General features: G+C 70.1%; 21 protein-coding genes, 1 tRNA gene and 2 pseudogenes. 7 read left to right on the top strand and 17 right to left on the bottom strand.

Translation table 11 applies throughout. The features are described from left to right. Positions 1-36 precede the first annotated feature (36 nt). Entirely contained in the window at positions 37-1,488 is a 1,452-nt protein-coding gene (locus ACZ49J_RS33560) for a DUF445 domain-containing protein (RefSeq protein WP_467450401.1), read from the bottom strand. Positions 1,489-1,746: 258 nt separating this feature from the next. Between ACZ49J_RS33560 and ACZ49J_RS33555 the strand changes: the two genes are divergently transcribed. Then, complete coding sequence (locus ACZ49J_RS33555) at positions 1,747-3,078, top strand: SGNH/GDSL hydrolase family protein (RefSeq protein WP_467450400.1); 1,332 nt, start codon at positions 1,747-1,749, stop codon at positions 3,076-3,078. A gap of 99 nt (positions 3,079-3,177) precedes the next feature. Here the strand turns inward: ACZ49J_RS33555 and ACZ49J_RS33550 are convergent, their stop codons facing one another. From ACZ49J_RS33550 to ACZ49J_RS33535, 4 genes are all read right to left on the bottom strand, one after another. Further along, complete coding sequence (locus ACZ49J_RS33550; protein ID WP_467450399.1) at positions 3,178-4,185, bottom strand: DUF1707 SHOCT-like domain-containing protein; 1,008 nt, start codon at positions 4,183-4,185, stop codon at positions 3,178-3,180. A 33-nt stretch (positions 4,186-4,218) separates the two neighbouring features. Next, positions 4,219-5,292 (bottom strand): ABC transporter ATP-binding protein, encoded by a 1,074-nt coding sequence (locus ACZ49J_RS33545; protein WP_467450398.1) that lies wholly within the window; start codon positions 5,290-5,292, stop codon positions 4,219-4,221. A gap of 12 nt (positions 5,293-5,304) precedes the next feature. Continuing rightward, a complete protein-coding gene (locus ACZ49J_RS33540; RefSeq protein ID WP_467450632.1) occupies positions 5,305-6,147 on the bottom strand; it encodes an ABC transporter permease in 843 nt (280 codons plus the stop codon). Positions 6,148-6,208: 61 nt separating this feature from the next. Then, on the bottom strand, positions 6,209-7,009 hold the full coding sequence (locus tag ACZ49J_RS33535; protein WP_467450396.1) for an ABC transporter permease: 801 nt from the start codon (positions 7,007-7,009) through the stop codon (positions 6,209-6,211). Positions 7,010-7,265: 256 nt separating this feature from the next. Here ACZ49J_RS33535 and ACZ49J_RS33530 point away from each other — a divergent pair, with 256 nt between their 5' ends. Further along, a complete protein-coding gene (locus tag ACZ49J_RS33530) occupies positions 7,266-10,811 on the top strand; it encodes a transglycosylase domain-containing protein (protein WP_467450395.1) in 3,546 nt (1,181 codons plus the stop codon). Positions 10,812-10,898: 87 nt separating this feature from the next. Here ACZ49J_RS33530 and ACZ49J_RS33525 read toward each other — a convergent pair whose 3' ends face one another. Beyond that, entirely contained in the window at positions 10,899-11,240 is a 342-nt protein-coding gene (locus ACZ49J_RS33525; protein WP_467450394.1) for a GroES family chaperonin, read from the bottom strand. A 77-nt stretch (positions 11,241-11,317) separates the two neighbouring features. After that, a complete protein-coding gene (locus tag ACZ49J_RS33520) occupies positions 11,318-11,647 on the bottom strand; it encodes a DUF3618 domain-containing protein (protein WP_467450392.1) in 330 nt (109 codons plus the stop codon). Positions 11,648-11,804: 157 nt separating this feature from the next. Between ACZ49J_RS33520 and bcp the strand changes: the two genes are divergently transcribed. From bcp to ACZ49J_RS33500, 4 genes and pseudogenes are all read left to right on the top strand, one after another. Beyond that, the gene (gene bcp / locus ACZ49J_RS33515) at positions 11,805-12,272 is read left to right on the top strand and encodes a thioredoxin-dependent thiol peroxidase (protein ID WP_467450391.1); all 468 of its coding nucleotides are present in this window, start codon (positions 11,805-11,807) and stop codon (positions 12,270-12,272) included. A gap of 20 nt (positions 12,273-12,292) precedes the next feature. Next, positions 12,293-12,930: pseudogene (locus tag ACZ49J_RS33510) on the top strand (HNH endonuclease). Next, positions 12,927-13,500 (top strand): annotated as a pseudogene (locus tag ACZ49J_RS33505) (HNH endonuclease). Before ACZ49J_RS33510 ends, ACZ49J_RS33505 begins: the two co-directional pseudogenes overlap by 4 nt. Positions 13,501-13,519: 19 nt before the next feature. Further along, a tRNA-Leu gene (locus ACZ49J_RS33500) sits at positions 13,520-13,602 on the top strand. A gap of 90 nt (positions 13,603-13,692) precedes the next feature. On the opposite strand, the gene rdgB is transcribed toward ACZ49J_RS33500, so the two are convergent. From rdgB to ACZ49J_RS33480, 4 genes are all read right to left on the bottom strand, one after another. Then, the gene (gene rdgB, locus ACZ49J_RS33495; protein ID WP_467450390.1) at positions 13,693-14,295 is read right to left on the bottom strand and encodes an RdgB/HAM1 family non-canonical purine NTP pyrophosphatase; all 603 of its coding nucleotides are present in this window, start codon (positions 14,293-14,295) and stop codon (positions 13,693-13,695) included. 149 nt (positions 14,296-14,444) lie between these two features. Further along, entirely contained in the window at positions 14,445-14,843 is a 399-nt protein-coding gene (locus ACZ49J_RS33490; RefSeq protein ID WP_467450388.1) for a hypothetical protein, read from the bottom strand. Positions 14,844-15,013: 170 nt separating this feature from the next. After that, positions 15,014-15,751, bottom strand: coding sequence for a ribonuclease PH (gene rph, locus ACZ49J_RS33485; protein ID WP_467450387.1), 738 nt, complete (start codon positions 15,749-15,751; stop codon positions 15,014-15,016). A gap of 83 nt (positions 15,752-15,834) precedes the next feature. Further along, complete coding sequence (locus ACZ49J_RS33480) at positions 15,835-16,068, bottom strand: PTS sugar transporter subunit IIB (protein ID WP_467450386.1); 234 nt, start codon at positions 16,066-16,068, stop codon at positions 15,835-15,837. 447 nt (positions 16,069-16,515) lie between these two features. Between ACZ49J_RS33480 and ACZ49J_RS33475 the strand changes: the two genes are divergently transcribed. Continuing rightward, a complete protein-coding gene (locus ACZ49J_RS33475; protein ID WP_467450385.1) occupies positions 16,516-17,766 on the top strand; it encodes a PTS transporter subunit EIIC in 1,251 nt (416 codons plus the stop codon). Positions 17,767-17,957: 191 nt separating this feature from the next. Here the strand turns inward: ACZ49J_RS33475 and ACZ49J_RS33470 are convergent, their stop codons facing one another. From ACZ49J_RS33470 to ACZ49J_RS33445, 6 genes are all read right to left on the bottom strand, one after another. Then, complete coding sequence (locus ACZ49J_RS33470; RefSeq protein WP_467450383.1) at positions 17,958-18,710, bottom strand: MBL fold metallo-hydrolase; 753 nt, start codon at positions 18,708-18,710, stop codon at positions 17,958-17,960. Between the two features lie 377 nt (positions 18,711-19,087). Beyond that, complete coding sequence (locus tag ACZ49J_RS33465; RefSeq protein WP_467450382.1) at positions 19,088-20,038, bottom strand: PLP-dependent cysteine synthase family protein; 951 nt, start codon at positions 20,036-20,038, stop codon at positions 19,088-19,090. A 17-nt stretch (positions 20,039-20,055) separates the two neighbouring features. Beyond that, positions 20,056-20,334 carry a MoaD/ThiS family protein gene (locus tag ACZ49J_RS33460; RefSeq protein ID WP_467450380.1) on the bottom strand — a complete coding sequence of 93 codons (279 nt, stop codon included), beginning with the start codon at positions 20,332-20,334 and terminating at the stop codon, positions 20,056-20,058. Positions 20,335-20,471: 137 nt separating this feature from the next. Then, positions 20,472-20,567, bottom strand: a complete 96-nt coding sequence (locus ACZ49J_RS33455) for a putative leader peptide (protein WP_467450379.1) — start codon at positions 20,565-20,567, stop codon at positions 20,472-20,474. A 100-nt stretch (positions 20,568-20,667) separates the two neighbouring features. Continuing rightward, complete coding sequence (locus tag ACZ49J_RS33450; protein WP_467450378.1) at positions 20,668-21,090, bottom strand: M67 family metallopeptidase; 423 nt, start codon at positions 21,088-21,090, stop codon at positions 20,668-20,670. A gap of 455 nt (positions 21,091-21,545) precedes the next feature. After that, a complete protein-coding gene (locus ACZ49J_RS33445) occupies positions 21,546-23,015 on the bottom strand; it encodes an amino acid permease (protein WP_467450377.1) in 1,470 nt (489 codons plus the stop codon). Between the last annotated feature and the right edge of the window lie 442 nt (positions 23,016-23,457).

Raw genomic sequence — 23,457 nt, 5'->3', positions numbered from 1 at the left:
CCCGAGTCGGCGGGTTCACGCCCGCGAGGAAGCCGTCTACGCCCCGAACATCCGTGACACCGAGTAGATCAGCAGGCCGGCCAGGGAGCCGACCACCGTGCCGTTGATACGGATGAACTGCAGGTCACGGCCGATGTGCGCCTCGATCTTCTTCGTCGTGTGCCCGGCGTCCCAGCTGGCGACCGTGTCCGTGATGAGCGAGGTGATCTCACGCCGGTACGTGGTGACGACGTAGACGGCGGCGTCCTCGACCCAGCGGTCGACCTTGCCCTGGATCTTCGCTTCGGTGGCCATCCGGGCCCCGAGCGACAGCAGCGAGGCCCGCACGCGCAGCCGCAGCTCGCTGCGTTCGTCCTCGGCGGCGGACACGATCATGGACCGTACGGCGGTCCATGCGGACGCGATGAGGTCCTGGACCTCGCCCCGGCCCAGCACCTCGCCCTTGAGCCGCTCGACGCGGGCGCGGGTGTCCGTGTCGGACTGGAGGTCGGAGGCGAAGTCGGTGAGGAAGCGGTCGAGGGCGCCGCGGGCGGGGTGCGTGGGCGAGTCCCGCATCTCGGTGACGAAGCGGAGCAGCTCCTTGTAGACGCGCTCGCCGACCTTCTTGTCGACGAAACGGGGGGTCCAGCCGGGGGCACCACCCTGTACGGCGCTCATGACCTGCTCGTCGTGGAGTATCAGCCAGCTCTGGGCGCGGGTGACGATCAGGTCGACGGCCCGTCTGTGACCGCCGTCGGCGACGATCTTCTCCAGCATCTTGCCGATGCCGGGCGCGATCTCCTGGGCGTTGGCGCGGCGGGTGACGGCCTCACCGACCACCGCCTGGACGTCGGAGTCGCGCAGCACTCTCAGGGCGCCGCGCAGCGCGGTGGCGAGCTCGGCGGTGACCCGGTCGGCGTTGTCCGGTACGGCCAGCCAGGCGCCGAGGCGGCTGCCGATGCCCACGGCACGCAGGCGCTGCCGTACGACGTCCTGGGAGAGGAAGTTCTCCCCCACGAACTCGCCCAGGGAGACCCCGAGCTGGTCCTTCTTGTTGGGGATGATCGCGGTGTGCGGGATGGGCAGGCCCATGGGGTGCCGGAACAGGGCGGTGACGGCGAACCAGTCCGCCAGCGCGCCGACCATCCCGGCCTCGGCGGCCGCGGCCACGTAGCCCGCCCAGGGCCCCGCCCCGGCGTGCGAGGCCCACTTCGCGAGCACGTACACGAGCGCCACGAAGAGGAGCAGCCCGGTCGCCGTGATCTTCATCTGCCGCACGCCCCGGCGCTTCTCCTCGTCGGCGGGGCTGAAGGTGGTCATCGTGCGGTGGGAGGGGACGGCGGTGGGGGCGGCCGTGGGAGGCCTGGCTCCGGCAGGGGCCGCGCCGTGTTCGGAACGCCCGCTCACCGAGCCGGGCGCCGCCCTGTCCTCCGCGTGCGTCCCCGCCGGGGCAGGGTCGGCGGGCAGGGGCCCCCGGGGCAGGGAGGGCCTGCCCTTTTCGTGCGGCATGTGCGGATCCGTACCGTTCATTCGCTCCACCCGGTCGCGTCCCCCATACCCCATTGTCCCTTCCCGGCCGCTCAGCGACGGTGTGACGCTTGTGTGACCTTTTCCTGAACGACTCCTGGAACGGAACAGGAGTTCCCCGCGTCTGTCCGGTCGGGGGAATCGACGGGGGTCCTGGCGAGTCTCCCCTGCCCCATGACGCATCATGGGGTGATCACATCGGAGCCTCGGGCTCCCTTCGCTCGAGGAGAAACGCACCGCATGACCAAGCGTCACGGTTATGCCTTGCTCGCTGCCATCTGCGCACTGGTCGTGGCCCTCTCGGCCGCCATATACGTGGGCGTCGGATTAGACGACGGTCACGAGACGAAGACGTTCGCAAGCGGCCGCGGCACCCCGCGCAACCCGGCGGCTCCCGCCTCCACCGGCACCTGGGTCGGCGCCTGGTCCGCCTCCCCCGTCGGCGGCGAGCCCGGCACGGAGACGAACGGCCTCGCGGGCCGTTCCGTCCGCAACGTCGTGCACACCAGCACCGGCGGTACGAGCGCCCGCATCACGCTGTCCAACCTCTACGGCCAGCAGCCGCTCAGCATCACGCACGCGTCCCTCGCGGTGGCCGCCGCCGCGAACAACCCGGCCGCCACGGCCGACAGCATGCGACGTCTCACCTTCGGCGGCAACCCCTCGGTCGTCATCCAGCCGGGCCAGCAGATCCTGAGCGATGTCGTACGCGTCACCGTGCCGCCGAACACCGACGTGCTGGTGACCACCTACTCCCCCACACCGTCCGGCCCGGTCACCTACCACCCGCAGGCCCGCCAGATCTCGTACACGGCCGAGGGCGACCACACGGAGGACGTCACCGGGGAGCCGTACACCACGCAGACCATGTACTGGCGCTACGTCACCGCGCTGGACGTACTCAGCAACGAGTCGGACGGCACGGTCGTCGTGGTCGGCGACTCGCTCACCGACGGCGTGACCTCGACCGTGAACGCCAACCGGCGCTGGCCCGACGTCCTGTCCCAGCGGCTGCGCGACGCCGCCGGCTCCGGCGACGTGCCGCGCTACAGCGTGGTCAACCAGGGCATCAGCGGCAACCAGATCCTCGCCAACGGCCTCGGCCGCCCGGCCGAGAACCCGAGCGGCCTGTCCCGCTTCCAGCGCGACGCGCTCGGCCGCACCGGCGTCAAGGCCGTCGTCATAGACCTCGGCGTCAACGACATCCTGCGCAACCCGGGCCGCGTGAACCCGCGGACGATCACCGACGGGCTGCGCGAACTGGTCGCCCAGGCCCACGCCCGCGGGCTGCGCGTCGTCGGCGCCACCCTCATGCCCTTCCAGGGCCACCGCGGCTACCGCGACGACCGTGAGGCCGTACGTGAGGCCGTGAACGCCGAGATCCGCGCGGGCCGCGTGTACGACGCGTACGTCGACTTCGACGAGGCACTCCGCGACCCGTACAACCCGCGCCGCCTGCGGTCCGACTACGACTCGGGCGACCACCTCCACCCCAGCGACAAGGGGTACGCGCGGATGGCGGAGGTCTTCGACCTGAAGAGCCTGAAGGGCCCGGCCCCGGCGGAGCTCTGAGAAACGCTCTGCGAGAGGTGTCCGGACGGCCCCGAAGGCTGCCTCCGGGTCGGTAGTACCCGCGGGCCTCCGGGTCAACAGCGCCCGCGGGCCTCCGGGTCAGTAGTGCCCGCGCCGGCGCCTCTCCCGGTCCTCCCGGCGGGCCTCACGCTCCTCGCGGCGGATCTCGCGTTCCTCCCGGCGGGCCTCGCGGTGCTGGTCCAGGGCGTCGCGGACCTGCTCCATCGCCTCGCGGTGGGCGTCGTGCAGCTCGTGCACGGGGTCGTGGCGTGAGGCGTGCAGTTCCTTGCGAGCCTGCCTGCGCTCCAGCTTCTCCTGGCGGCGGACCTCCTTCAGGCGCTGCCGCTCCGTCCTCGGCAGCTTGCGCTCGACGCCGACACCGCCCCAGAAGGCGAACCCGGTGACGATCACGCGGGGCGCGCCGGGGTCGCCCGGGACGCCCTCCTCGCTGTGGTCGAAGCCGCCCATGATGCCGAGACCGCGGACCACGACCTCGACGCCGGGCGGCACGATGATCTCCACGCCGCCCATGATCGCCACGCAGTTGATGGTGACCTCGTGGTCGGCGAAGTTCGCGTCACGCAGGTCGATGGAGCCGCCGCCCCAGAAGGCGAAGCAGTTGAACTGCCGGGGCACGGTCCAGTGCCCCTTGCGCTCGAAGCCCGACATGACCGCCACACCCCAGGTGGACGAGCCCTCGCCGCCGACGATCCGCCCGGCCCAGCTCCCCTGCCGGGCGGGCTCCTTGACCATCGACACGGGCGGCGGCGCCACGGCGCCCGACCCCGGCAGGTCGCGGGTGATCGGAGCCAGCTCCCCGTACGTGCGGGCCTTGTACGTGGCGTCCAGGCGCTCCTCGAACTCCTCCATGTCGAGACGGCCCTCCGCCAGGGCGTCCCGCAACTGCTCGGCGACCCGCTCACGGTCCGCGTCCGAGGCGCGCAGGTCGTCGGAGGAGAGGGAGGGCGAGGGCGAGGGCGAGGGGGAGGGGGAGGGGGAGGGGGAGGACGGGAGGGAGTCGGAGGAGGCTTCGGGGCTGGGGGACCTGGGCGCCCGCGGCGTCAGCCGCTGATCGTCACTTCCCCCGGAAGACGCAGCGTCGGTCATGAAGGCCAGCCTACGAGCAACCCGCCCGCCGGGCTACGACACCGTCTCCTCCGCCTCGCCCGCCCGCCGGGCGCGGTCCGTCCGTCCCGCCTGCTCCGCGTACATCGTCGCGATCACGGCCTCGATGTCCGGCTCCCGCACGGACAGGTCCACCAGCGGATACTCCGCCGCGATCCGCGCCACCAGCGGGGCCGCCGACTCGGACGCGGGAAACGCCAGCCACTGCCGCGGTCCCTCCACCTTCACCACCCGCGCCGGCGGCGCCTCGATCGGGGGCAGCTCCCGCTCCAGGTCCACCACGAGGGTCCGCTCGCCGTCGCCCACCTCGTGCAGACCGGCGATCGGACCGTCGTACATGAGCCGGCCGTGGTCGATGACCATCACGCGCCGGCAGACCTGCTCGATGTCCTGCAGGTCGTGCGTGGTGAGCAGCACGGTGGTGCCGCGCTCGGCGTTCAGGTCCCGCAGGAACTCCCGCACCTTGGCCTTGCTGATCACGTCGAGGCCGATGGTCGGCTCGTCGAGGTAGAGCACCTCGGGGTCGTGCAGCAGCGCGGCCGCGATGTCGCCGCGCATCCGCTGGCCGAGGGACAGCTGGCGTACGGGGACGTCCAACAGGTCGGCCAGTTCGAGGAGTTCGACACAGCGGTCGAGGTTCGCGCGGTAACGGGCGTCCGGGATGCGGTACATGCGGTGCATCAGCCGGTAGGAGTCGATCAGCGGGAGGTCCCACCACAGGGTGGTGCGCTGCCCGAAGACGACGCCGATGCGGTGCGCGAGGCGGGTGCGTTCACGGGAGGGGTCGATGCCGGCGACCCGCACCCGGCCGCCGCTCGGGGTGAGGATGCCGGTGAGCATCTTGATGGTGGTGGACTTCCCGGCGCCGTTCGGCCCGATGTAGCCGACCATCTCGCCGCGCGCCACGGTGAAGGAGATCGAGTCGACCGCCCGCACCTCACGCCGCTCACTGCGCAGGAACCCGGTCTTCTTGCGGACGTCGAAGACCTTCTCGACCCGGTCGAGTTCGATGAAGTGACGGTCCCTGTCGTCCCTGTGGTCGCTGCGGTCCCTGCGGTCGCTGCGGTCCCCGTCGTTCCTGTCGTCCATGCCCACCTCTGCCTAACTCCCCGTACTCCGATACGAACGCAGTCCCGCGCGCCAGGCGAGCCCCGCCAGCGCACAGCAGCCCGCCCCCACCAGCGGCGGTGCGAAGGCCACCCAGGCCGGCAGATCGAGCGGATAGGGGCGCCCGAGCACGTACAGCGCGGGAACCCAGTTGACGAAGGCGAGCGGCAGGACGAAGGTCACACCGCGCACCAGCTCCTTGGCGAAGACGGTCGGCGGGTACTGCAGGAAGGTGGCACCGCCGTACGTGAACGAGTTCTGCACCTCGGCCGCGTCCTGCGCGACGAACTGGAAGGCGCCGCCCGCCACGAACACCGCCCCGAAGATCATCCCTCCGCTGAGCACCATCATCGGGACCATCAGCACCTTCAGCGGCGTCCAGTCGATGTCGAGCACGGCGACGGCGTACCCGAGCACGAACAGCCCCTGCGTGATCCGGCCCAGCCGGCGCAGCGCGAACTTGTCCGCGGCGACCTGGGCGAGCACCGGCGCGGGGCGGACGAGGAGGGTGTCCAGCGTGCCGTCACGGACGCGGCTCCCGAGCCGGTCCATGGAGCCGATCATCAGGTCGGTCAGCCCGAAGGCGACGCCCACCACCCCGTACAGGAAGGCGATCTCGGGCAGGGTGTAGCCACCGAGTTCGTCGACCTGCGAGAACATCAGCAGGATCGTGACGAAGTCGAAGGACGTCGCCGCGAAGTTGCCGAAGGTGGTCATGGCGAAGGATGCGCGGTAGGCCATCGTGGAGCGGATCCACATGGCGGCGATCATGCGGTAGGCGCGCAGCCCGTCGCGTACGCGGCTGTACGGCCCGTACGCATCCGGCCACGGCACCACGTCGTACGCCTCCTCAGGAGCGTAGGTCGTGCCGGCCGGGGCCCGCCCGTTCTCATCCACCTCATCCACCCTGGACCACCACCCTCCGTGTCGCCGCCGACTGGACCAGCCGCCCGGCCGCGAGCAGGACGACCGCCCAGCCGGCCTGGAAGGCGAACACGCTGAGCGGGTCCGCCTCCCCCATCAGGACGTCCGCGGGCGCCTGGAGCAGCGCCGACCAGGGCAGCAGGCGGGCGATCTCGCCGAGGGCGCCCGGGAAGACGTTCAGCGGCAGCAGCATCCCGGAGAAGAACATCCCGCCGAGCCACGTGAGTTGCATCGCACCCGCGCCGTCCATCAGCCAGAACGCGCACAGCGCGACGATGTACCGGATCGCGAAGCTGACGACTGTCCCGAGAGCGACCGCGACCAGGCAGGCGGCCCACGTCAGCAGGTCGGTGGGCAGGGCGAGATCGAAGAAGAGCGCGCCGCAGGCCATGGGGACCACGCCGCGTCCGAGCAGTTGGAAGAGGGCGCGGCCGGTGTCGGCGGCGAGCCACCACGCCTGGAGGTCGGCGGGCCGGTACAGGTCGATCGCGATGTCACCCGTACGGATACGTTCGATCAGCTCCGCCTCGAAGCCGTTGCTGCCGAGGACCATGACCGCGAACATCGCCTGGCCGATCCACACGTAGGTGAGTGCCTGGGCCTCGTCGTAGCCGCCGAGATGAGGCTTCTCGGCCCAGAGGGCGATGTAGGTGTATGCGAGGATGAAGCCGAAGACGGTGTTGGTGAACACCCCTGCCGCGGTGGCCGCCCGATACGTCGCGTACCGCCTGAAGCCACCGGCGGCGACAGCGGCGTACAACCGCCCTGTCCCCACGAGGAACCTCCATCCGCTGCGAAGAGTTGTGCCGAGAGCGCCGCGAGTCCGGTCGAGTCCGGTTGTCGGGACTGGTTCGGGCCGAAGCGCAGGAGCCTAGTGCGCGGAGGCGGAGGCGTGCCACGTGTTTTCCCGGGGCGGCGTGTGCCGCCCACCGGGAACGGAACGGGTGGTGCAACAGTCTTCGAGTGGGGGCGTTGAAGGCGTACGAGGGCGTACGGGAACGTACGACGCGAAACAGGAGCATGGCAGCACCATGAGCGACGAGCCGCAGCCGCAGCAGGACCGCCAGGGCTGGGCGCCCAGAGAACCGGAACCGGGCCCCGCCCGGGGCCCCGGCAAAGGGCCGGAGCGACCCGGGGCGGACGCCCCCGCCACGGCTCCCAACGACTCCGGGGCGCCTTCGGACGGCCCCGACGAGCCCGCCACCGAATCCGGGACGACCTCAAGCGGCGGCGGCGAGAACGCGAAGGGCTCCGCCGGCTCCGGTACTGCCTCCAGCGCCCCGGAGGAGGGTTCGGACACGCCGAGCGGCCCCGGCAAGGCCCCGGAGACGACGACTTCCGACGGCCCCGACAAAACTTCGGGCAACTCCCGCGGAACGGCGGGTGGCACCGGAGGAACGGGGAGTGCCTCCGGCGGTACGCCGGGTGCCACCGACGGAACGGAGAGTGCCTCCGGCAGAACGCCGGGTGCCACCGACGGAACGGGGAGTGGCTCCGGAGGAACGGGGAGGGGCTCCGGCGGAACGGAGAGTGCCTCCGGCAGAACGCCGGGGGCCTCCGGCGGAACGGAGAGTGCCTCCGGCGGAACGGAGAGTGCCTCCGGCAGAACGCCGGGGGCCTCCGGCGGAACGGGGAGTGGCTCCGGAGGAACGGCGGGTGGGCCCGGCGCTCCCCACGACGACAGCACACGCCAACTCCGCGCCATCACCCCCGACAAGGGACCCGACAGCGAACCCCACAGCGCCCCCGGCCCCAAGGACAGCCGCGCCGCGAAGATCTCCGGCGCGGGCTCCGCCGACGGCCCCGGTAAGGCCCCCGGCCCGACGCCGGGCGACCCGTCCGGCACGCCTGGCGCTCCCCACGACGACAGCACACGCCAACTCCGCGCCATCACCCCCGACAAGGGACCCGGCAACGGACCCGGCAACGGAGTTGCCCACGGAGTCGACAAAGCCACTGGGCAGACCCCCGGCAGCAACCCCCGCAAAGCCCCTGGCCGCACGGCTCCGGGCCCGGTCCTGGGCGCCGGGGCGGGCGTGCCCGCCGGAGCCGCGGCGGGCGGAGGGCCCGGCAAGGCCTCCGGACCCACGCCGGACGACGCACCCGGTGCACCCGGCGCCCCCGCCACCCCCACGGACGACGCCACCCGCCAACTCCGCGCGGTGCCCCCGGACGACGGCCCCCGCACAGCCCCCATCCCCACCTCGGCCGAAGACACCGCCGGAGACACCGCCGCCGCCACCGCCGCCGCCGGGGCGGCGCCCACCGTGTCCGGGAAGAAGGCCAAGCGGGTCAAGCGCAAACGCACCGGCTGGCGGCGGCTCTTCCCCACCTGGCGCATGGTGCTCGGGACGTTCCTGTTCGGGTCCCTGCTGCTGATCGGCCTGTTCGTGCTGGGCTACAACCTCGTCCAGATCCCCCCGGCGAACGCGGCCGCGATCAAGCAGAGCAACGTCTTCCTGTACGCGGACGGCAGCCAGCTCGCCCGCGACGGCGAGGTCAACCGCGAGAACGTGACGCTCGCGCAGATCTCCAAGCCCGCCCAGCACGCCGTACTGGCTGCCGAGGACCGCGACTTCTACACCGAGTCGGCCGTCGACCCCAAGGCGATGATCCGCGCCGCCTGGAACACGGCGACCGGCAAGGGCAAGCAGTCCGGCTCGACGATCACCCAGCAGTACGTGAAGAACTACTACCTGGCACAGGAACAGACCGTCACCCGCAAGGTGAAGGAGTTCTTCATCTCGATCAAGCTGGACCGCGAGGAAACCAAGGCCCACATCCTCGAGGGCTACCTCAACACCAGCTACTTCGGCCGCAACGCGTACGGCATCCAGGCCGCCGCCCAGGCGTACTACGGCGTCGACGCCGACGAGCTCACCGCCGAACAGGGCGCCTACCTCGCGTCCCTGCTGAACGCCCCGAGCGAGTACGACGTCGTCGCGCACCCCGAGAGCAAGAACGCCGCCCTCGCCCGCTGGAACTACGTCCTCGACGGCATGGTCAAGGAAGGCTGGCTCTCGGAGTCCGCGCGGGCGAAGGCCCAGTTCCCGGCCCCGAAGCAGACCGTCGTCTCGGCGGGCATGTCCGGCCAGCGCGGCTACCTCGTCGAGGCCGTCAAGCAGTACCTCTACGACAACGACATCATCGACGAGGACACCCTGCGGACCGGCGGCTACCGCATCACGACCACCATCCAGAAGAAAAAGCAGGACGCCTTCGTCAAGGCGGTCGACGACCAGGTCATGGACAATCTCGACAAGAAGAACCGCAAGGTCGACAAGTACGTCCGCGTCGGCGGCGTCTCCATCGACCCGAAGACGGGCAAGGTGCTCGCCATGTACGGCGGCATCGATTTCACCAAGCAGTACTACAACAACGCCACACGCCGCGACTACCAGGTGGGATCCACCTTCAAGCCGTTCGTGTTCACCTCCGCCGTCCAGAACAGCTCCGTTACCCAGAGCGGCACCGCGATCACCCCGAACACGATCTACGACGGCACCAACCAGCGCCCCGTCCAGGGCTGGAGCGGCGCCCCGTACGCCCCCGAGAACGAGGACCAGGTCTCCTACGGCGACCTCACCGTCCGCCAGGCCACCGACAAGTCCGTGAACTCGGTGTACGCGCAGATGGCCGTCGACGTCGGCCCGACGCGGGTCAAGCAGACGGCGATCGACCTGGGCCTTCCCAAGGACACCCCGGACATGCCCGACGGCCCGTCCATCGCCCTCGGCACGGCCACCGCCAGCGTGCTGGACATGACGGAGGCGTACGCGACGCTCGCCAACCACGGCAAGCACGGCACGTACACCCTAGTCAACGAGATCACCAAGGACGGCGAGGAGTTCGGCCTGCCCAAGCAGAACGTCCAGCAGGTCGTCACCCGCGAGGCGGCCGACACGACCACGAAGGTCCTGCAGTCCGTCGTGGACAGCGGCACGGCCACGGCGGCGCAGGCGGCGGGCCGCCCGGCGGCCGGCAAGACCGGTACGGCCGAGGAGGACCAGGCGGCCTGGTTCGCCGGCTACACGCCCGACCTCGCCACCGTGGTCTCCGTCATGGGCCAGGACCCCGTCACCGGCGCGCACAAGTCGCTGTACGGCGCGATGGGCCTGCCCCGTATCAACGGCGGTGGCGCGCCCGCGGAGATCTGGGCCCAGTTCACCAGGGACGCCCTCAAGGGCTCTCCGGTGAAGGACTTCGACCTGGAGCTCCAGGAGGGCGCCGACGTGGTCCTGGTCCCGCCCAGCGCCCCCGCCGGCGAGCCGAGCAGCCCCGGCGACGAGGACGACGGCGGCACCACCGGCGGTGAGGACACCGAGGGCCAGACGTCCGGCCAGGACAACGGTGGCGCAACCGGCACCCCGGGCACGGACCAGGGCGCCACCGGCGGTGAGACCGGCGACGGAGGCAGCACCGGCACCCCGCCCACGGCCGGCACGGACAGCGGCGGCACCGCGGACGGCGGTACCGGCGACAACGGAGGGGGCACGGGCGACGACGGAGGCACCGGCACGGCCGACGGAGGCACGGGCGACGACGGAGGGGGCGCGAGTCCCGACCTGAGCTTCTGACGCCTGCCCGCCCGGCCGGCCGGAACATCCGCGACAGGGGGAAGGGGCTGGTGACCACGTCACCAGCCCCTTCCTCCTGCAGGAGCGCTAGAGGTACAACCCCGTCGAGTCCTCGGACCCTTCGAACCGGTCGGCGGCCACGGCGTGCAGGTCCCGCTCACGCATCAGCACGTACGGGACCCCCCGGACCTCGACCTCGGCGCGGTCCTCGGGGTCGAACAGCACACGGTCGCCCGGCTCCACGGTCCGTACGTTCTGGCCGACCGCGACGACCTCGGCCCAGGCCAGGCGCTTGCCGACAGCCGCCGTCGCCGGAATCAGGATGCCCCCGCCGGAGCGCCGCTCGCCCTCGGTGGTGTCCTGCCGCACGAGCACACGGTCGTGCAGCATCCGGATGGGCAACTTGTCGTGCTGGGTCTTCTCGCTCACACCCCGAACCTACCTGGCTTCGCTCGAATCGTACGCAGGAGGGCCGACCTCGGGCCCGGACGGCCCCGCTCCGGTCGTCAGCCCTTGCGGCGCCGTGTGCCGAGGGCGAGCAGCCCGACGACTCCGACCACGACGAGGGCGACCGGCACGATCCGTTCGAGCCGGGGCGCTCCGTCCTCACCGACCATCTGGCCCTTGACGTCGCTGACCACGCGGTTGACCCCGACGTAGGCCCGCCCGAGCGTGTGGTCGATGTTCGAGACGACCCTGGCCTTGGCGTCGCCGACGATCGTCTTCGGGTGCACCCGGACGCCGATCTCGTCAAGCGTCTCGGCCAGCGTCTCTCGGCGGCGCCTGATGTCCGCCTCGATCTGCGCCGGGGTTCTGGTGTCCGAGGTGTCCGCCACCGCGCTGCCTCCGTGTCGCCGCATCCGCCAGCGGGGCTCCAGCCCGCATCTCTTCACGGACAGTCTGTCAGCTCCACGGCGCGCCGGACTGTCAGGACCCCCTATTACGCTCGGGACCTACACCGTTGTCCGCTGTACGCACGAGGAGACCAGTCCGATGAGCGAGCGACTCCAGCCCGGGGACACCGCCCCCGCCTTCACCCTGCCGGACGCCGACGGCAAGGAGGTGTCGCTGGCCGACCACAGGGGCCGCAAGGTCATCGTCTACTTCTACCCGGCCGCCCTGACCCCCGGCTGCACGAAGCAGGCCTGCGACTTCACGGACAACCTGGAGCTCCTCGCCGGCGCCGGCTACGAGGTCATCGGCATCTCCCCCGACAAGCCCGAGAAGCTCGCGAAGTTCCGCGAGAAGGAGAACCTCAGGGTCACCCTCCTCGCCGACCCCGACAAGAAGGCCCTCGACGCCTACGGCGCGTTTGGCGAGAAGAAGAACTACGGCAAGACCTACATGGGCGTCATCCGCTCCACGATCGTGGTGGACGAGGAGGGCAAGGTCGAGCGCGCCCTGTACAACGTGCGGGCGACGGGCCATGTGGCGAAGATCATCAAGGACCTGGGTATCTGAGACTCGCCACGTCGTCTCGATTGCCCAGCGGCCCGTACCGGCACCATCCGGTACGGGCCGCTCCGCATTCCGGGCGTGACTGTCCGATTACCGGTTCGTTACTCCGTACGAGACCGCGAACACGCGGCCGGGAGCGGAGGGGAATCGATGGGGGCGTGTCGCATTTCGAGCGCGAGGGAGTGAACTGGACGCGGGAGATCCTCCAAGAGGCCGTTTCGGCGTCGACGAACATGTGCGAAGTGCTGCGGCACCTTGGCCTTGAGGTCGTGGGCGGGCACCACACGCACATCAGCCGTCGGATCAAGGCGTACGACATCGACATCTCGCACTTCCAGGTGCCGACTCAGCGAGGTAAGCCATGGCGCCCCCGAACACCAGAGGGCCTTCTCGTCGAGCAGCCGGCCGGCCGGGCTCGGCGCATCCCTAGCGACCGGCTCAAGTGGGCGATGACGACCACGGGCGTGCCGGAGCGATGCGCCCTGTGCGGCACGGAAGCGGTTTGGCGAGGACACGCGCTCCCCTGGAGGTCGACCACATCGACGGCAACTGGCGCGACAACCGGATCGAAAACCTGCGGTTCCTCTGCCCCAACTGCCACTCGACAACGGATAGTTACCGAGGGCGCGGAAAGGGGCGAGCCCAAGGTGGCCAGTCATGACCGGCGGCGTTCAGTACACCCGGGAGCTACTGGCCGAAGCCGCCGCGCAGTGTTCCGATATCGAGGAGGTCATCGCCTTCTTCGGCACCCGGCCGTACGGCCAACTTCGCCGCCATCTCTTTCGGCGCTTCGATCACTTCGGGATCGACGTCTCACATATGCCTCGGCAAAGGCGAATCAAGGCAGCGCCTGCCAGACCAAGCACTGACGAGCTGCGCCGCGCAGTCGAGGGAGCGACCTGGACAGGCGCATCAGCGCGGCGGGCCAGGCACCACGCCGCCGAGGCGCGCCGGAGACCTCCTGGTCAAGCACGACGGCAGTCGCCGGACGAGGACTCACCTGCTCCGTAGGGCGCTCTTGGAAGTGGGCGAACCGGAGAAGTGCGCAGAGTGCGGAATCGGCCCTGAGTGGATCGGCAAACCCATGACGCTGGAGATCGATCACATCAACGGGGACTGGGGCGACGACCGGCGGGAGAACCTGCGGCTGCTGTGCCCCAACTGCCACGCGATCACCAGAACGTGGTGCAGAGGAGGCCGCCGGAGGTCCGCTCAGGCAAGAGCCAAATGACCGGTAGCATGTCGCCTGCGCGGCCGTGGCGAAATGGCATACGCGAGGGCCTTAGGAGCCCTTGGGCGAAAGCCCGTGTGGGTTCGAATCCCACCGGCCGCACCCGCCCTGCACCCTTCAAACCGAAGGTGCAGGGCGTTTTTTGTAAGCCCACCAACTCCCACTACCGCCGGTCCAGGTAGACGCTCCCGCTCAGCCCAACAGCTCCCGCACCACCGGCACCAACGCCCGGAACGCCTTCCCCCGGTGGCTGATCGCGTTCTTCTCCTCGGGGCTCAGCTCCGCGCACGTCCGGTTCTCTCCCTCCGGCTGGAGGATCGGGTCGTAGCCAAAGCCGTTCGTGCCGACCGGGGCGTGGCGCAGTGTGCCCCTCAGCTGGCCCTCCACCACGCGCTCGGTGCCGTCCGGGAGGGCGAGGGCCGCGGCGCAGGCGAAGTGGGCGCCGCGGTGTTCGTCGGCGATGTCGCCGAGCTGGGCCAGCAGCAGGTCGAGGTTGGCCTTGTCGTCGCCGTGCTTGCCGGCCCAGCGGGCGGAGAAGATGCCGGGGGCGCCGTTCAGGACGTCCACGCACAGGCCGGAGTCGTCGGCGACCGCGGGAAGGCCCGTGGCCTGTGCCAGGGCGTGGGCCTTGAGCAGCGCGTTCTCGGCGAAGGTGACGCCGGTCTCCTTGACGTCGGGCACGTCGGGGTAGGCGTCCGCGCCGACGAGCTCGTGCCCGAGCCCGGCCTCGGCGAGGATCGCCCTCAACTCGGTGATCTTTCCGGCGTTACGGGTGGCAAGGATCAGGCGCGTCATGGCCACACAGTACCGAGAAGCTTTGAGGACGCCCCGGAAAGGGGCGCCCCGAAGGGGGCGCGGGGAACTGCGCGACAAGCCACACAAGACCCGCAGCCAACGACCAACAGGAACCCGGCAGACGAGACGTACCCGCCCAGCCAGCGCAGCTACGGGGTGCAGACCTTCGTCAGCTCACCCGCCGCGTCCGTCACCGGCGTGATGTCCGGCGTCTCGTCCCCGTTCTTCACGGCGTCGCGGACATTCGTGACGGCCTTCTGGAGGTCGTCGACGGCCTTGTTCACGTCGGCGTTGTCCGTCTTGTCGCCGATCTCGTCGAGGTTCTTGTCGATGGAGGTGAGCGACTCGTCGATCTGGGTCGGGTCGTTGGACGCGTTCTCGACCGCCTGCTGGAGGTCGGTGACGCTGTCGGCGATGGCGTCGGCGGTCTGGACGCAGTCCAGGGCCTTGTTGACGGCGTCGCACCCCGTGGCGAGACCGGTCGTCAGCGCGACCGCCGCTACGGCGGCGGCGATGGTCGTACGGCGTCGGCGGCGGCTCGCGGCCATGGAACAGTCCTCCTAGTTCAGGCCTGACGGCCCCCGTGCGGTGCGGTTCGGTTCGTTCGGATCGGATCGTGGCCGGGCGTACGGTGGTGTGCCGCACGCCCGTACCGGTAGGGACGCGGGAGGGGTGCGCCGTGGTTGCTCACGGCGCGGACCCTTTCTTGGTGCGTCCTTTACCTTTCCAGGACCGTATCAAGCGTCTTCCGCTGGAGTTCCGCCAGCTCCGCGCAGCCGGACACCGCCAGGTCGAGCAGCGCGTCGAGCTCGTCGCGGGCGAACGGCTCGGCCTCCGCGGTGCCCTGGACCTCGACGAAGCGGCCGTCGCCGGTGCAGACGACGTTCATGTCGGTCTCCGCCTTCACGTCCTCCTCGTAGCAGAGGTCGAGGAGGGGGACGCCGCCGACGATGCCCACGGACACCGCGGAGACGGTGCCGGTGAGCGGCTGCCGGCCGGCCTTGATCAGCTTCTTGCGCTGGGCCCACGCCACGGCGTCGGCCAGGGCCACGTATGCGCCCGTGATGGCCGCCGTGCGGGTGCCGCCGTCGGCCTGGAGCACGTCGCAGTCGAGGACGATGGTGTTCTCGCCGAGCGCCTTGTAGTCGATGACGGCGCGGAGCGAGCGGCCGATGAGGCGGGAGATCTCGTGCGTACGGCCGCCGATCCTGCCCTTGACGGACTCGCGGTCGCCGCGGGTGTTGGTGGAGCGGGGCAGCATCGAGTACTCCGCGGTGACCCAGCCCTCACCGCTGCCCTTGCGCCAGCGCGGGACGCCTTCCGTGACGGAGGCGGTGCAGAGGACCCTCGTGTCGCCGAAGGAGACGAGGACGGAGCCTTCGGCGTGCTTGCTCCAGCCGCGTTCGATGGTGACCGGGCGGAGCTGTTCGGGCGTACGGCCGTCGATTCGAGACATGGCCACGAGCCTAGCCGCACATACGGAGGGGGCCCTCCCGCGATGGGAGGCGCCCCGGTGTCCGGTCGGCCCCTCGGGGGGGCTCACATCATGTCTTCGATCTCCGCCGCGATCGGGTCCGCGTCCGTGCCGATGACGACCTGGATCGCCGTGCCCATCTTGACCACGCCGTGCGCACCCGCGGCCTTCAGCGCGGCCTCGTCGACCAGTCCGGCGTCCACGACCTCGGTCCGCAGCCGGGTGATGCAGCCCTCGACCTCTTCGATGTTGTCGATGCCGCCGAGTCCGGCAACGATCTTCTCAGCCTTGGTGGCCATGTCTGTTCTCCCTGATCCGACTGATCCGAACCGCAACGTCTGCCGACTGGTCTACACCACGGAGCCGGGAGCCGCCAAGCCGTCCCGCTCACCGGCGGCGGCGTCGGGAGGTGTCCGGCCCCGGGAGCCGGGGCAGGCGCCCAGAGGAACAGGGCCCGGGCCCGGGTGAAGACATCGGCGCGTGCGGCGAGTTGGGCCTTCCGCGCCTCGGACCGACCCCGCCTGCCGGCGATTCAGGACGGTTCGGTGTCTTTTCTGACCACCCATAAGCCAACACACACCGTAGTAAATCCGTCACGGAACCCGCGGGTTCCTTTATCTCGCCTTCATCTGCTACAACAGGTCTACACCAGTCAGTGGTGTAGACCACACGGTTGCTGCCCTCCCCGTTTGCCTTCTGTTCAACCTTCCCGTCCCCGGCAGCACCGGTATGCACATGGAGGAACTATGAGCACCGCCAGCGCCACGGCGGCCCCTGCCAAGAAGTGGGGTTCCGGTCTGTTCCAGGGCCTGCAGAAGGTCGGCCGCAGCCTTCAGCTCCCGATCGCCGTGCTGCCCGCGGCCGGCATCCTGCTGCGGCTCGGCCAGGACGACGTACTCGGCAAGGACGGCCTCGGCTGGCTGAAGGTCGCCAAGGTGTTCGCCACCGCCGGTGACGCCGTCTTCGCCAACCTGCCGCTGCTGTTCTGCGTCGGCATCGCCATCGGCTTCGCCAAGAAGTCCGACGGCTCCACCGCCCTCGCGGCGCTGGTCGGCTTCCTGGTCTACAAGAACGTACTGACCGCGTTCCCCATCAGCGAGGCCAAGGTCACCAAGGGCGCCGACGTCGCCGCGACCTACAACGACCCCAAGGTCCTCGGCGGCATCGTGATGGGTCTCATAGCCGCCGTCACGTGGCAGCGCTTCCACCGTACGAAGCTCCCCGACTGGCTCGGCTTCTTCAACGGCCGACGCCTCGTCCCGATCCTGATGGCCTTCATCGGCACCGCCGTGGGCGTCTTCTTCGGTCTGGTCTGGGAGCCCATCGGTGACGTCATCACCAGCTTCGGCGAGTGGATGACCGGTCTCGGCGCGTTCGGCGCGGCCATCTTCGGCGCCATCAACCGCGCGCTGCTCCCCGTGGGCATGCACCAGTTCGTCAACACCGTGGCGTGGCAGGAGATCGGTTCCTTCAAGGACGCCTCGGGTGCGGTGTGGCACGGTGACCTGCCGCGCTTCTTCCACGGCGACCCGACCGCGGGTCAGTTCATGACCGGCTTCTTCCCGATCATGATGTTCGCGCTTCCCGCCGCCGCTCTCGCCATCACGCACACCGCCCGCCCCGAGCGCCGCAAGGCCGTCGGCGGTCTGATGGTCTCCCTGGCCCTGACCTCGTTCGTCACCGGCATCACCGAGCCGATCGAGTTCGCGTTCATGTTCATCGCGCCGGTCCTGTACGTGATCCACGCGCTGCTGACCGCGCTCTCCATGGCCGTCACCTGGGCGCTGGGCGTGCACCACGGCTTCAGCTTCTCGGCCGGTGCCATCGACTACTTCCTGAACTGGGGACTGGCCACCAAGCCCTGGATGATCATCCCGATCGGTCTGGTCTTCGCCGCGATCTACTACGCGACCTTCCGCTTCGCGATCATCCGCTTCAACCTCCCCACCCCCGGCCGCGAGCCCGAGGAGGAGGTCGAGGACCTCACCAAGGCGTGACAGGTCTTCCGTACGGCAGTCACGGCGGTTCCTGCGGTACGGAATGAAGAGAGGCCCCCCGGGACCAGGACAGGTGGTTCCGGGGGGCCTTCGGCGTCCAGCCTACGCGGTCGGGGTTCGCCGCGTGTGCGGATCCCGTACGACGGTCGGCGCGGCCTGCGTGGCCTTGCACCCGTACGCGGTCCGCTCGTTCAGATCTCGTACGACACCCGGGGCGTCGCCAGTTCCACCGGACCCTCGTACACCGCGCGCGCGTCCGCCAGGTTGACCTGGGGGTCCGTCCACGGCGGGATGTGGGTGAGGACGAGGCGGCGGGCTCCGGCGCGGGCGGCCGTCTGGCCTGCCTCACGGCCGTTGAGGTGGAGGTCCGGGATGTTCTCCTTGCCGTGGGTGAACGCGGCCTCGCACAGGAACAGGTCGGCGTCGCGGGCGAGTTCGTCCAGCGCGTCGCTGATGCCGGTGTCACCGGAGTACGTCAGTGTGCGGCCGCCGTGCTCGACGCGGATGCCGTAGGCCTCCACGGGGTGGGCGACCCGCTCGGTGTGAACGGTGAAGGGGCCGATCTCGAACGTGCCCGGCTTGACCGTGTGGAAGTCGAAGACCTCGCTCATGGAGGAGGCGGACGGGGTGTCGGCGTACGCGGTGGTCAGGCGCTGCTCCGTGCCCTCGGGTCCGTAGACGGGGATGGGGTCGCAGCGGCCGCCGTCGTGCCGGTAGTAGCGCGCCACGAAGTACGCGCACATGTCGATGCAGTGGTCGGCGTGCAGGTGGCTGAGGAAGATCGCGTCGAGGTCGTAGAGACCGCAGTGGCGCTGCAGCTCGCCCAGGGCGCCGTTGCCCATGTCGAGGAGCAGCCGGAAGCCGTCGGCCTCGACGAGGTAGCTCGAGCAGGCCGATTCCGCGGACGGGAACGACCCCGAGCAGCCGACGACGGTGAGCTTCATGAGAGCTGGAACCTCCGCGCTGGCAGGTGGTGGGCGACGGGAACGGGGGCGGAACGGTGGGGCGGAACGAGGGTCGTGCGGTGCGTCGAGCGTAAGGCGCAAAAGGCCCGGTCGCTCCTCCAGCACGGGCTGTTGTGGGCGAACTCACCTGTGCTGTCACCGGTTCGGCTGGAAGTTGGGGCGCGCGCCCCCTGCGGTGGGGCGGGTGGGGAGTGGAGTGCGCCCGTCGTGACGGGACCGGAGTGTTTTCGCCCCCGCCGCCCCTACCCGTCCCATCCCGCGGGGCTCCGCCCCGGACCCCACTCCGCGAACGCCGGAGGGGCTGATCTCTCAGCCCCTCCGGCGTTTGCGGAGCCCCGGGGGCGCCCCCTTGCCGCTCACGCCCAGAGTTGCCCCTGTACCCGCGCGATCGCTTCCTCCGTCGTCGCGGCCGTGTAGACGCCCGTCGACAGGTACTTCCAGCCGCCGTCGGCGACCACGAAGGCGACGTCGGCCGGCTCGCCCGCCTTCAGGGCCTTGTTCGCGACGCCGATCGCGGCGTGGAGGGCGGCCCCGGTGGAGACACCGGCGAAGATGCCCTCCTGCTGCAGCAGCTCACGCGTACGGGTGACCGCGTCGGCGGAGCCGACGGAGAAGCGGGTGGTCAGGACGGACGCGTCGTACAGCTCGGGGACGAAGCCCTCGTCGAGGTTGCGCAGCCCGTACACCAGGTCGTCGTAGCGCGGCTCCGCGGCGATGATCTTGACGTCCGGCTTCTGCTCGCGCAGGTAGCGGCCGACGCCCATGAGCGTGCCCGTCGTGCCGAGGCCCGCCACGAAGTGGGTGATGGAGGGGAGGTCCGCGAGGATCTCGGGGCCCGTCGTCGCGTAGTGCGCGCCCGCGTTGCCGGGGTTGCCGTACTGGTAGAGCATCACCCAGTCCGGATGCTCGGCGGACAGTTCCTTGGCCACCCGGACGGCGGTGTTGGAGCCGCCCGCCGCCGGAGACGAGATGATCTCCGCGCCCCACATGCCCAGCAGGTCACGGCGTTCCTGCGAGGTGTTCTCGGGCATCACGCACACCATGCGGTAGCCCTTGAGCTTCGCCGCCATGGCCAGGGAGATGCCGGTGTTGCCGGAGGTCGGTTCCAGGATCGTGCAGCCGGGCGTGAGCCGACCGTCCTTCTCGGCCTGCTCGATCATGTGCAGGGCGGGGCGGTCCTTGATCGAGCCGGTGGGGTTCCGGTCCTCCAGCTTGGCCCAGATGCTGACGTCGGCGGACGGCGAGAGCCGCGGCAGGCGCACCAGAGGGGTGTTGCCCACCGCGGCCAGCGGGGAGTCGTAACGCATGGGAGTCCAGTGGCCCGTCAGGCCATGCCGCCGGCCACGGCCGGCAGGATCGTCACGTTGTCGCCGTCGGCGACCTTGCTGTTGATGCCGTCGAGGAAGCGGACGTCCTCGTCGTTCAGGTACACGTTGACGAAGCGGCGCAGTTCGCCGCCGTCCACGATGCGGGCCTGGATGCCCGTGTGCCGGGTCTCGAGGTCGGCGAAGAGCTCGGCGAGGGTGTCCCCGGTGCCCTCCACCGCCTTCTGACCGTCGGTGTACTGGCGGAGGATGGTGGGGATGCGGACCTCGATGGCCATGGTTGCGGGCTCCTGTCGGAAGAAGTCAGGTCGGTGTGGGCGCGCGGCGGCGCCGTGTGCGTGTCGTACGTGGGTCAGACGCCTCGTACGCGGGTCGGACGCCGCGGCTCACGGCCATACGGCGGCAGGGGTCGGCGTCAACAGATGGCGCTGGCAAGCCTGCACAGATCGACGTGCAGCCGCGCCACGAGCAGTACGCCCGGCGTCTTGTCGCTCACGTCGTGGAGAACCATGGGCTCATCGTATCGATTCCCGGTCGGGGCCCCGGAGTGTGATCTCGCGATACGGACAGTTTTTGACCGTTGCGTGAGATATGCCTGATCAATCGAGTGATCAGTACGCGTCCACCACCTTGACCTCCTCCTCCATGACCTCTCCCTCCACGATCCGGTACGAGCGGAACTGGAAGTCGCCGAGCCCGTCCGTGTCGGCGGTCGAGACGAGGACGTAGTGGGCGCCGGGCTCGTTGGCGTAGCTGATGTCCGTGCGGGAGGGGTACGCCTCGGTCGCCGTGTGGGAGTGGTAGATGACGACCGGTTCCTCGTCGCGGTCGTCCATCTCGCGGTAGAGCTTGAGCAGGTCGCCCGAGTCGAACTCGTAGAAGGTGGGCGACATGGCCGCGTTGAGCATGGGGATGAAGCGCTCGGGGCGGTCCGATCCCGCCGGACCCGCGACGACGCCGCACGCCTCGTCGGGGTGGTCCTTGCGCGCGTGGGCGACGATCTGGTCGACGAGGGCCTGGGTGATGGTCAGCATGTCGGTCAGGATAAGCAGAAGGGCAGCCCCGTACCGAGGGGTGGTACGGGGCTGCCCACATGCTGAACAGGGCGAGGGAACGGCCCTGGTCGGCCCGACCTTGGTCGGGCCGGCCCCGGTCGGCCCGTCGGTCCGGCCCTGGTCGGCCGGTCGGACGGGCACGGCCGGTCGGACGGGCACGGTCGGTCGGACGGGCACGGTCGGTCGGACGGGCACGGTCGGACCGATGAGTCCGGGTCGGTCCGGTCGGACCGGCGGGTCCCGGTCAGTGCAGTCCTCCGGCGGACCCCGGTCGGGCCCGGTCGGACCGGCGGGTCCCGGTCACTGCAGTCCTCCGGCGGACCCCGGTCGGGCCCGGCCGGGCCGGCGGGTCCCGGTCACTGCAGTCCTCCGGCGGACCCCGGTCAGGCCCGGCCGGACCGGGTCGGACGACAGTCGGACCGGTCGGACGGCAGTCAGCCGGCCTTCCCGGCCTTCTCCAACTCCGGTCCGCGACGGGCCGTGACCTCCGGGTTCCGCGCCTTGAGCACGAACCAGCCGACGGCCAGGGCGGCCGACCAGCCCCCCATCACGTAGAGGGTGACGCGGGAGTCGGCGTCGTAGGCGATGAGGCCGGTGACGAAGACGAGGAAGGCGATGGCGATCCAGCTGCCCACCGAGCCGCCCGGGGCCGGGAAGGAGGAGGCCGGCAAGCGGCCCGCCTCGACCGCGCGGCGGTACAGGACGTGGCTGATCAGGATCATCAGCCAGGTCCAGATGCCGGCCGCGGTGGCCACGGAGGTGACGTAGGCGAAGGCCTTCTCGGGGACGACGTAGTTCAGGACGACGCCGATGCCCATGAAGGCGACGGAGACGGTGATGCCGAGGGCCGGCGTCTTGGTGGCCGACAGCTTGGTGAAGGCCTGGGGAGCCTCGCCGTTGGCGCCGAGGTTGCGCAGCATCCGGCCCGTGGAGTACATGCCCGAGTTGCAGGAGGACAGCGCGGCGGTGAGCACGACGAAGTTGACGATGCCGGCGCCGGCCGGGATGCCGATCATCGCGAACGCCTTCACGAAGGGGCTGACGCCCTCCGCGAACTCGGTCCACTTCACCACGCAGAGGATGACGGTGAGGGCACCGACGTAGAAGAGGGCGATGCGCCAGGGCAGGGTGTTGATCGCCTTGGGGAGGGTCTTCTCCGGGTTCTCGGACTCACCGGCCGTGACGCCGACGAGCTCGACGGCCAGGTAGGCGAACATGACGCCCTGCAGGGTCATCAGGGACGAGCCGATGCCCTTGGGGAAGAAGCCGTCGAAGGCCCACAGGTTGGTGACGGAGGCGGTGTCGCCGGCCGCGCTGAAGCCGAAGGTCAGGACGCCCAGACCGATCACGATCATGCCGATGAGGGCGGTGACCTTGATCATCGAGGCCCAGAACTCGATCTCGCCGAACAGCTTCACCGAGATCAGGTTGGCCACGAAGAGAACGACGAGGAAGACCAGGGCCGACACCCACTGCGGGATCGACTCGAACCAGTAGTGGATGTAGATCGCGGCGGCGGTCAGTTCCGCCATACCCGTGACGACCCACATCAGCCAGTAGGTCCAGGCGGTGAAGTAGCCGAAGAACGGGCCGAGGAATTCCCGTGAGTACTCCGCGAAGGAGCCCGAGACCGGGCGGTACAGGAGCAGTTCGCCGAGCGCCCGCATGATGAAGAAGATGATCACGCCGGCGATGGCGTACATCAGGATGAGACTCGGTCCCGCCTTGGCGATGTTCGCCCCGGCGTTGAGGAAGAGGCCGACGCCGATGGCGCCGCCGATCGCGATCATCTGGACCTGGCGGCTGCCGAGCCCTCGCTCGTACCCCTCTTCGGGAGCGTCGCCGCCCACGGCTCCGTTGCGGTCGTGCTCGTCGTACTGCTGGTCGACCTGCGCTGAGGTCATGTGTGGTGCGCCTTTCTCCACGCCGACCCGGGCCTTCGTCGGCCGCGGATCGGGTTCCGATCCCCCCGGATGTGCTGGAGCTGGGCGGACCCGCGGGGCCGCCCGTGCCTGACCGGCGGTCCGCCGGCTGGTGGCGCACCCGACCGGGGCATGGGTGGCGTCCCGGCGGGCGATCGTGAAGATCTATCACGGCCGCAGCACTGATCAACTCGGCGTGATGTGGCGCACGACACAGGAAGCGGAGGACAAACGGCACCTGAAACGCCATACCTGGCCACAACGGTGACGTGATCGTTATCCGGATTTGAGCGTCCCCTGAGCGAACACCGGACCGTCACGAAATGAACGAATGGTGACCGGGGAGCGGAGGGCCGCCGCCCCGGACGGCAGGGCGTCAGGGCGTCAGGACAGGGCGTTTGCGGACGTCAGGGCGTCCGGGCAG

Source organism: Streptomyces sp. NPDC030840 (genome assembly GCF_055572015.1).
This window is presented reverse-complemented; position numbering and strand designations above follow the sequence as displayed.

Bases quoted from the DNA above. Each gene is read 5' to 3' on its own strand.
- ACZ49J_RS33560 (WP_467450401.1), bottom strand. From the start codon at position 1,488: ATGCCGCACGAAAAGGGCAGGCCCTCCCTGCCCCGGGGGCCCCTGCCC.
- ACZ49J_RS33555 (WP_467450400.1), top strand. From the start codon at position 1,747: ATGACCAAGCGTCACGGTTATGCCTTGCTCGCTGCCATCTGCGCACTG.
- ACZ49J_RS33550 (WP_467450399.1), bottom strand. From the start codon at position 4,185: ATGACCGACGCTGCGTCTTCCGGGGGAAGTGACGATCAGCGGCTGACG.
- ACZ49J_RS33545 (WP_467450398.1), bottom strand. From the start codon at position 5,292: ATGGACGACAGGAACGACGGGGACCGCAGCGACCGCAGGGACCGCAGC.
- ACZ49J_RS33530 (WP_467450395.1), top strand. From the start codon at position 7,266: ATGAGCGACGAGCCGCAGCCGCAGCAGGACCGCCAGGGCTGGGCGCCC.
- bcp (WP_467450391.1), top strand. From the start codon at position 11,805: ATGAGCGAGCGACTCCAGCCCGGGGACACCGCCCCCGCCTTCACCCTG.
- rdgB (WP_467450390.1), bottom strand. From the start codon at position 14,295: ATGACGCGCCTGATCCTTGCCACCCGTAACGCCGGAAAGATCACCGAG.
- ACZ49J_RS33490 (WP_467450388.1), bottom strand. From the start codon at position 14,843: ATGGCCGCGAGCCGCCGCCGACGCCGTACGACCATCGCCGCCGCCGTA.
- rph (WP_467450387.1), bottom strand. From the start codon at position 15,751: ATGTCTCGAATCGACGGCCGTACGCCCGAACAGCTCCGCCCGGTCACC.
- ACZ49J_RS33480 (WP_467450386.1), bottom strand. From the start codon at position 16,068: ATGGCCACCAAGGCTGAGAAGATCGTTGCCGGACTCGGCGGCATCGAC.
- ACZ49J_RS33475 (WP_467450385.1), top strand. From the start codon at position 16,516: ATGAGCACCGCCAGCGCCACGGCGGCCCCTGCCAAGAAGTGGGGTTCC.
- ACZ49J_RS33470 (WP_467450383.1), bottom strand. From the start codon at position 18,710: ATGAAGCTCACCGTCGTCGGCTGCTCGGGGTCGTTCCCGTCCGCGGAA.
- ACZ49J_RS33465 (WP_467450382.1), bottom strand. From the start codon at position 20,038: ATGCGTTACGACTCCCCGCTGGCCGCGGTGGGCAACACCCCTCTGGTG.
- ACZ49J_RS33460 (WP_467450380.1), bottom strand. From the start codon at position 20,334: ATGGCCATCGAGGTCCGCATCCCCACCATCCTCCGCCAGTACACCGAC.
- ACZ49J_RS33455 (WP_467450379.1), bottom strand. From the start codon at position 20,567: ATGGTTCTCCACGACGTGAGCGACAAGACGCCGGGCGTACTGCTCGTG.
- ACZ49J_RS33450 (WP_467450378.1), bottom strand. From the start codon at position 21,090: ATGCTGACCATCACCCAGGCCCTCGTCGACCAGATCGTCGCCCACGCG.
- ACZ49J_RS33445 (WP_467450377.1), bottom strand. From the start codon at position 23,015: ATGACCTCAGCGCAGGTCGACCAGCAGTACGACGAGCACGACCGCAAC.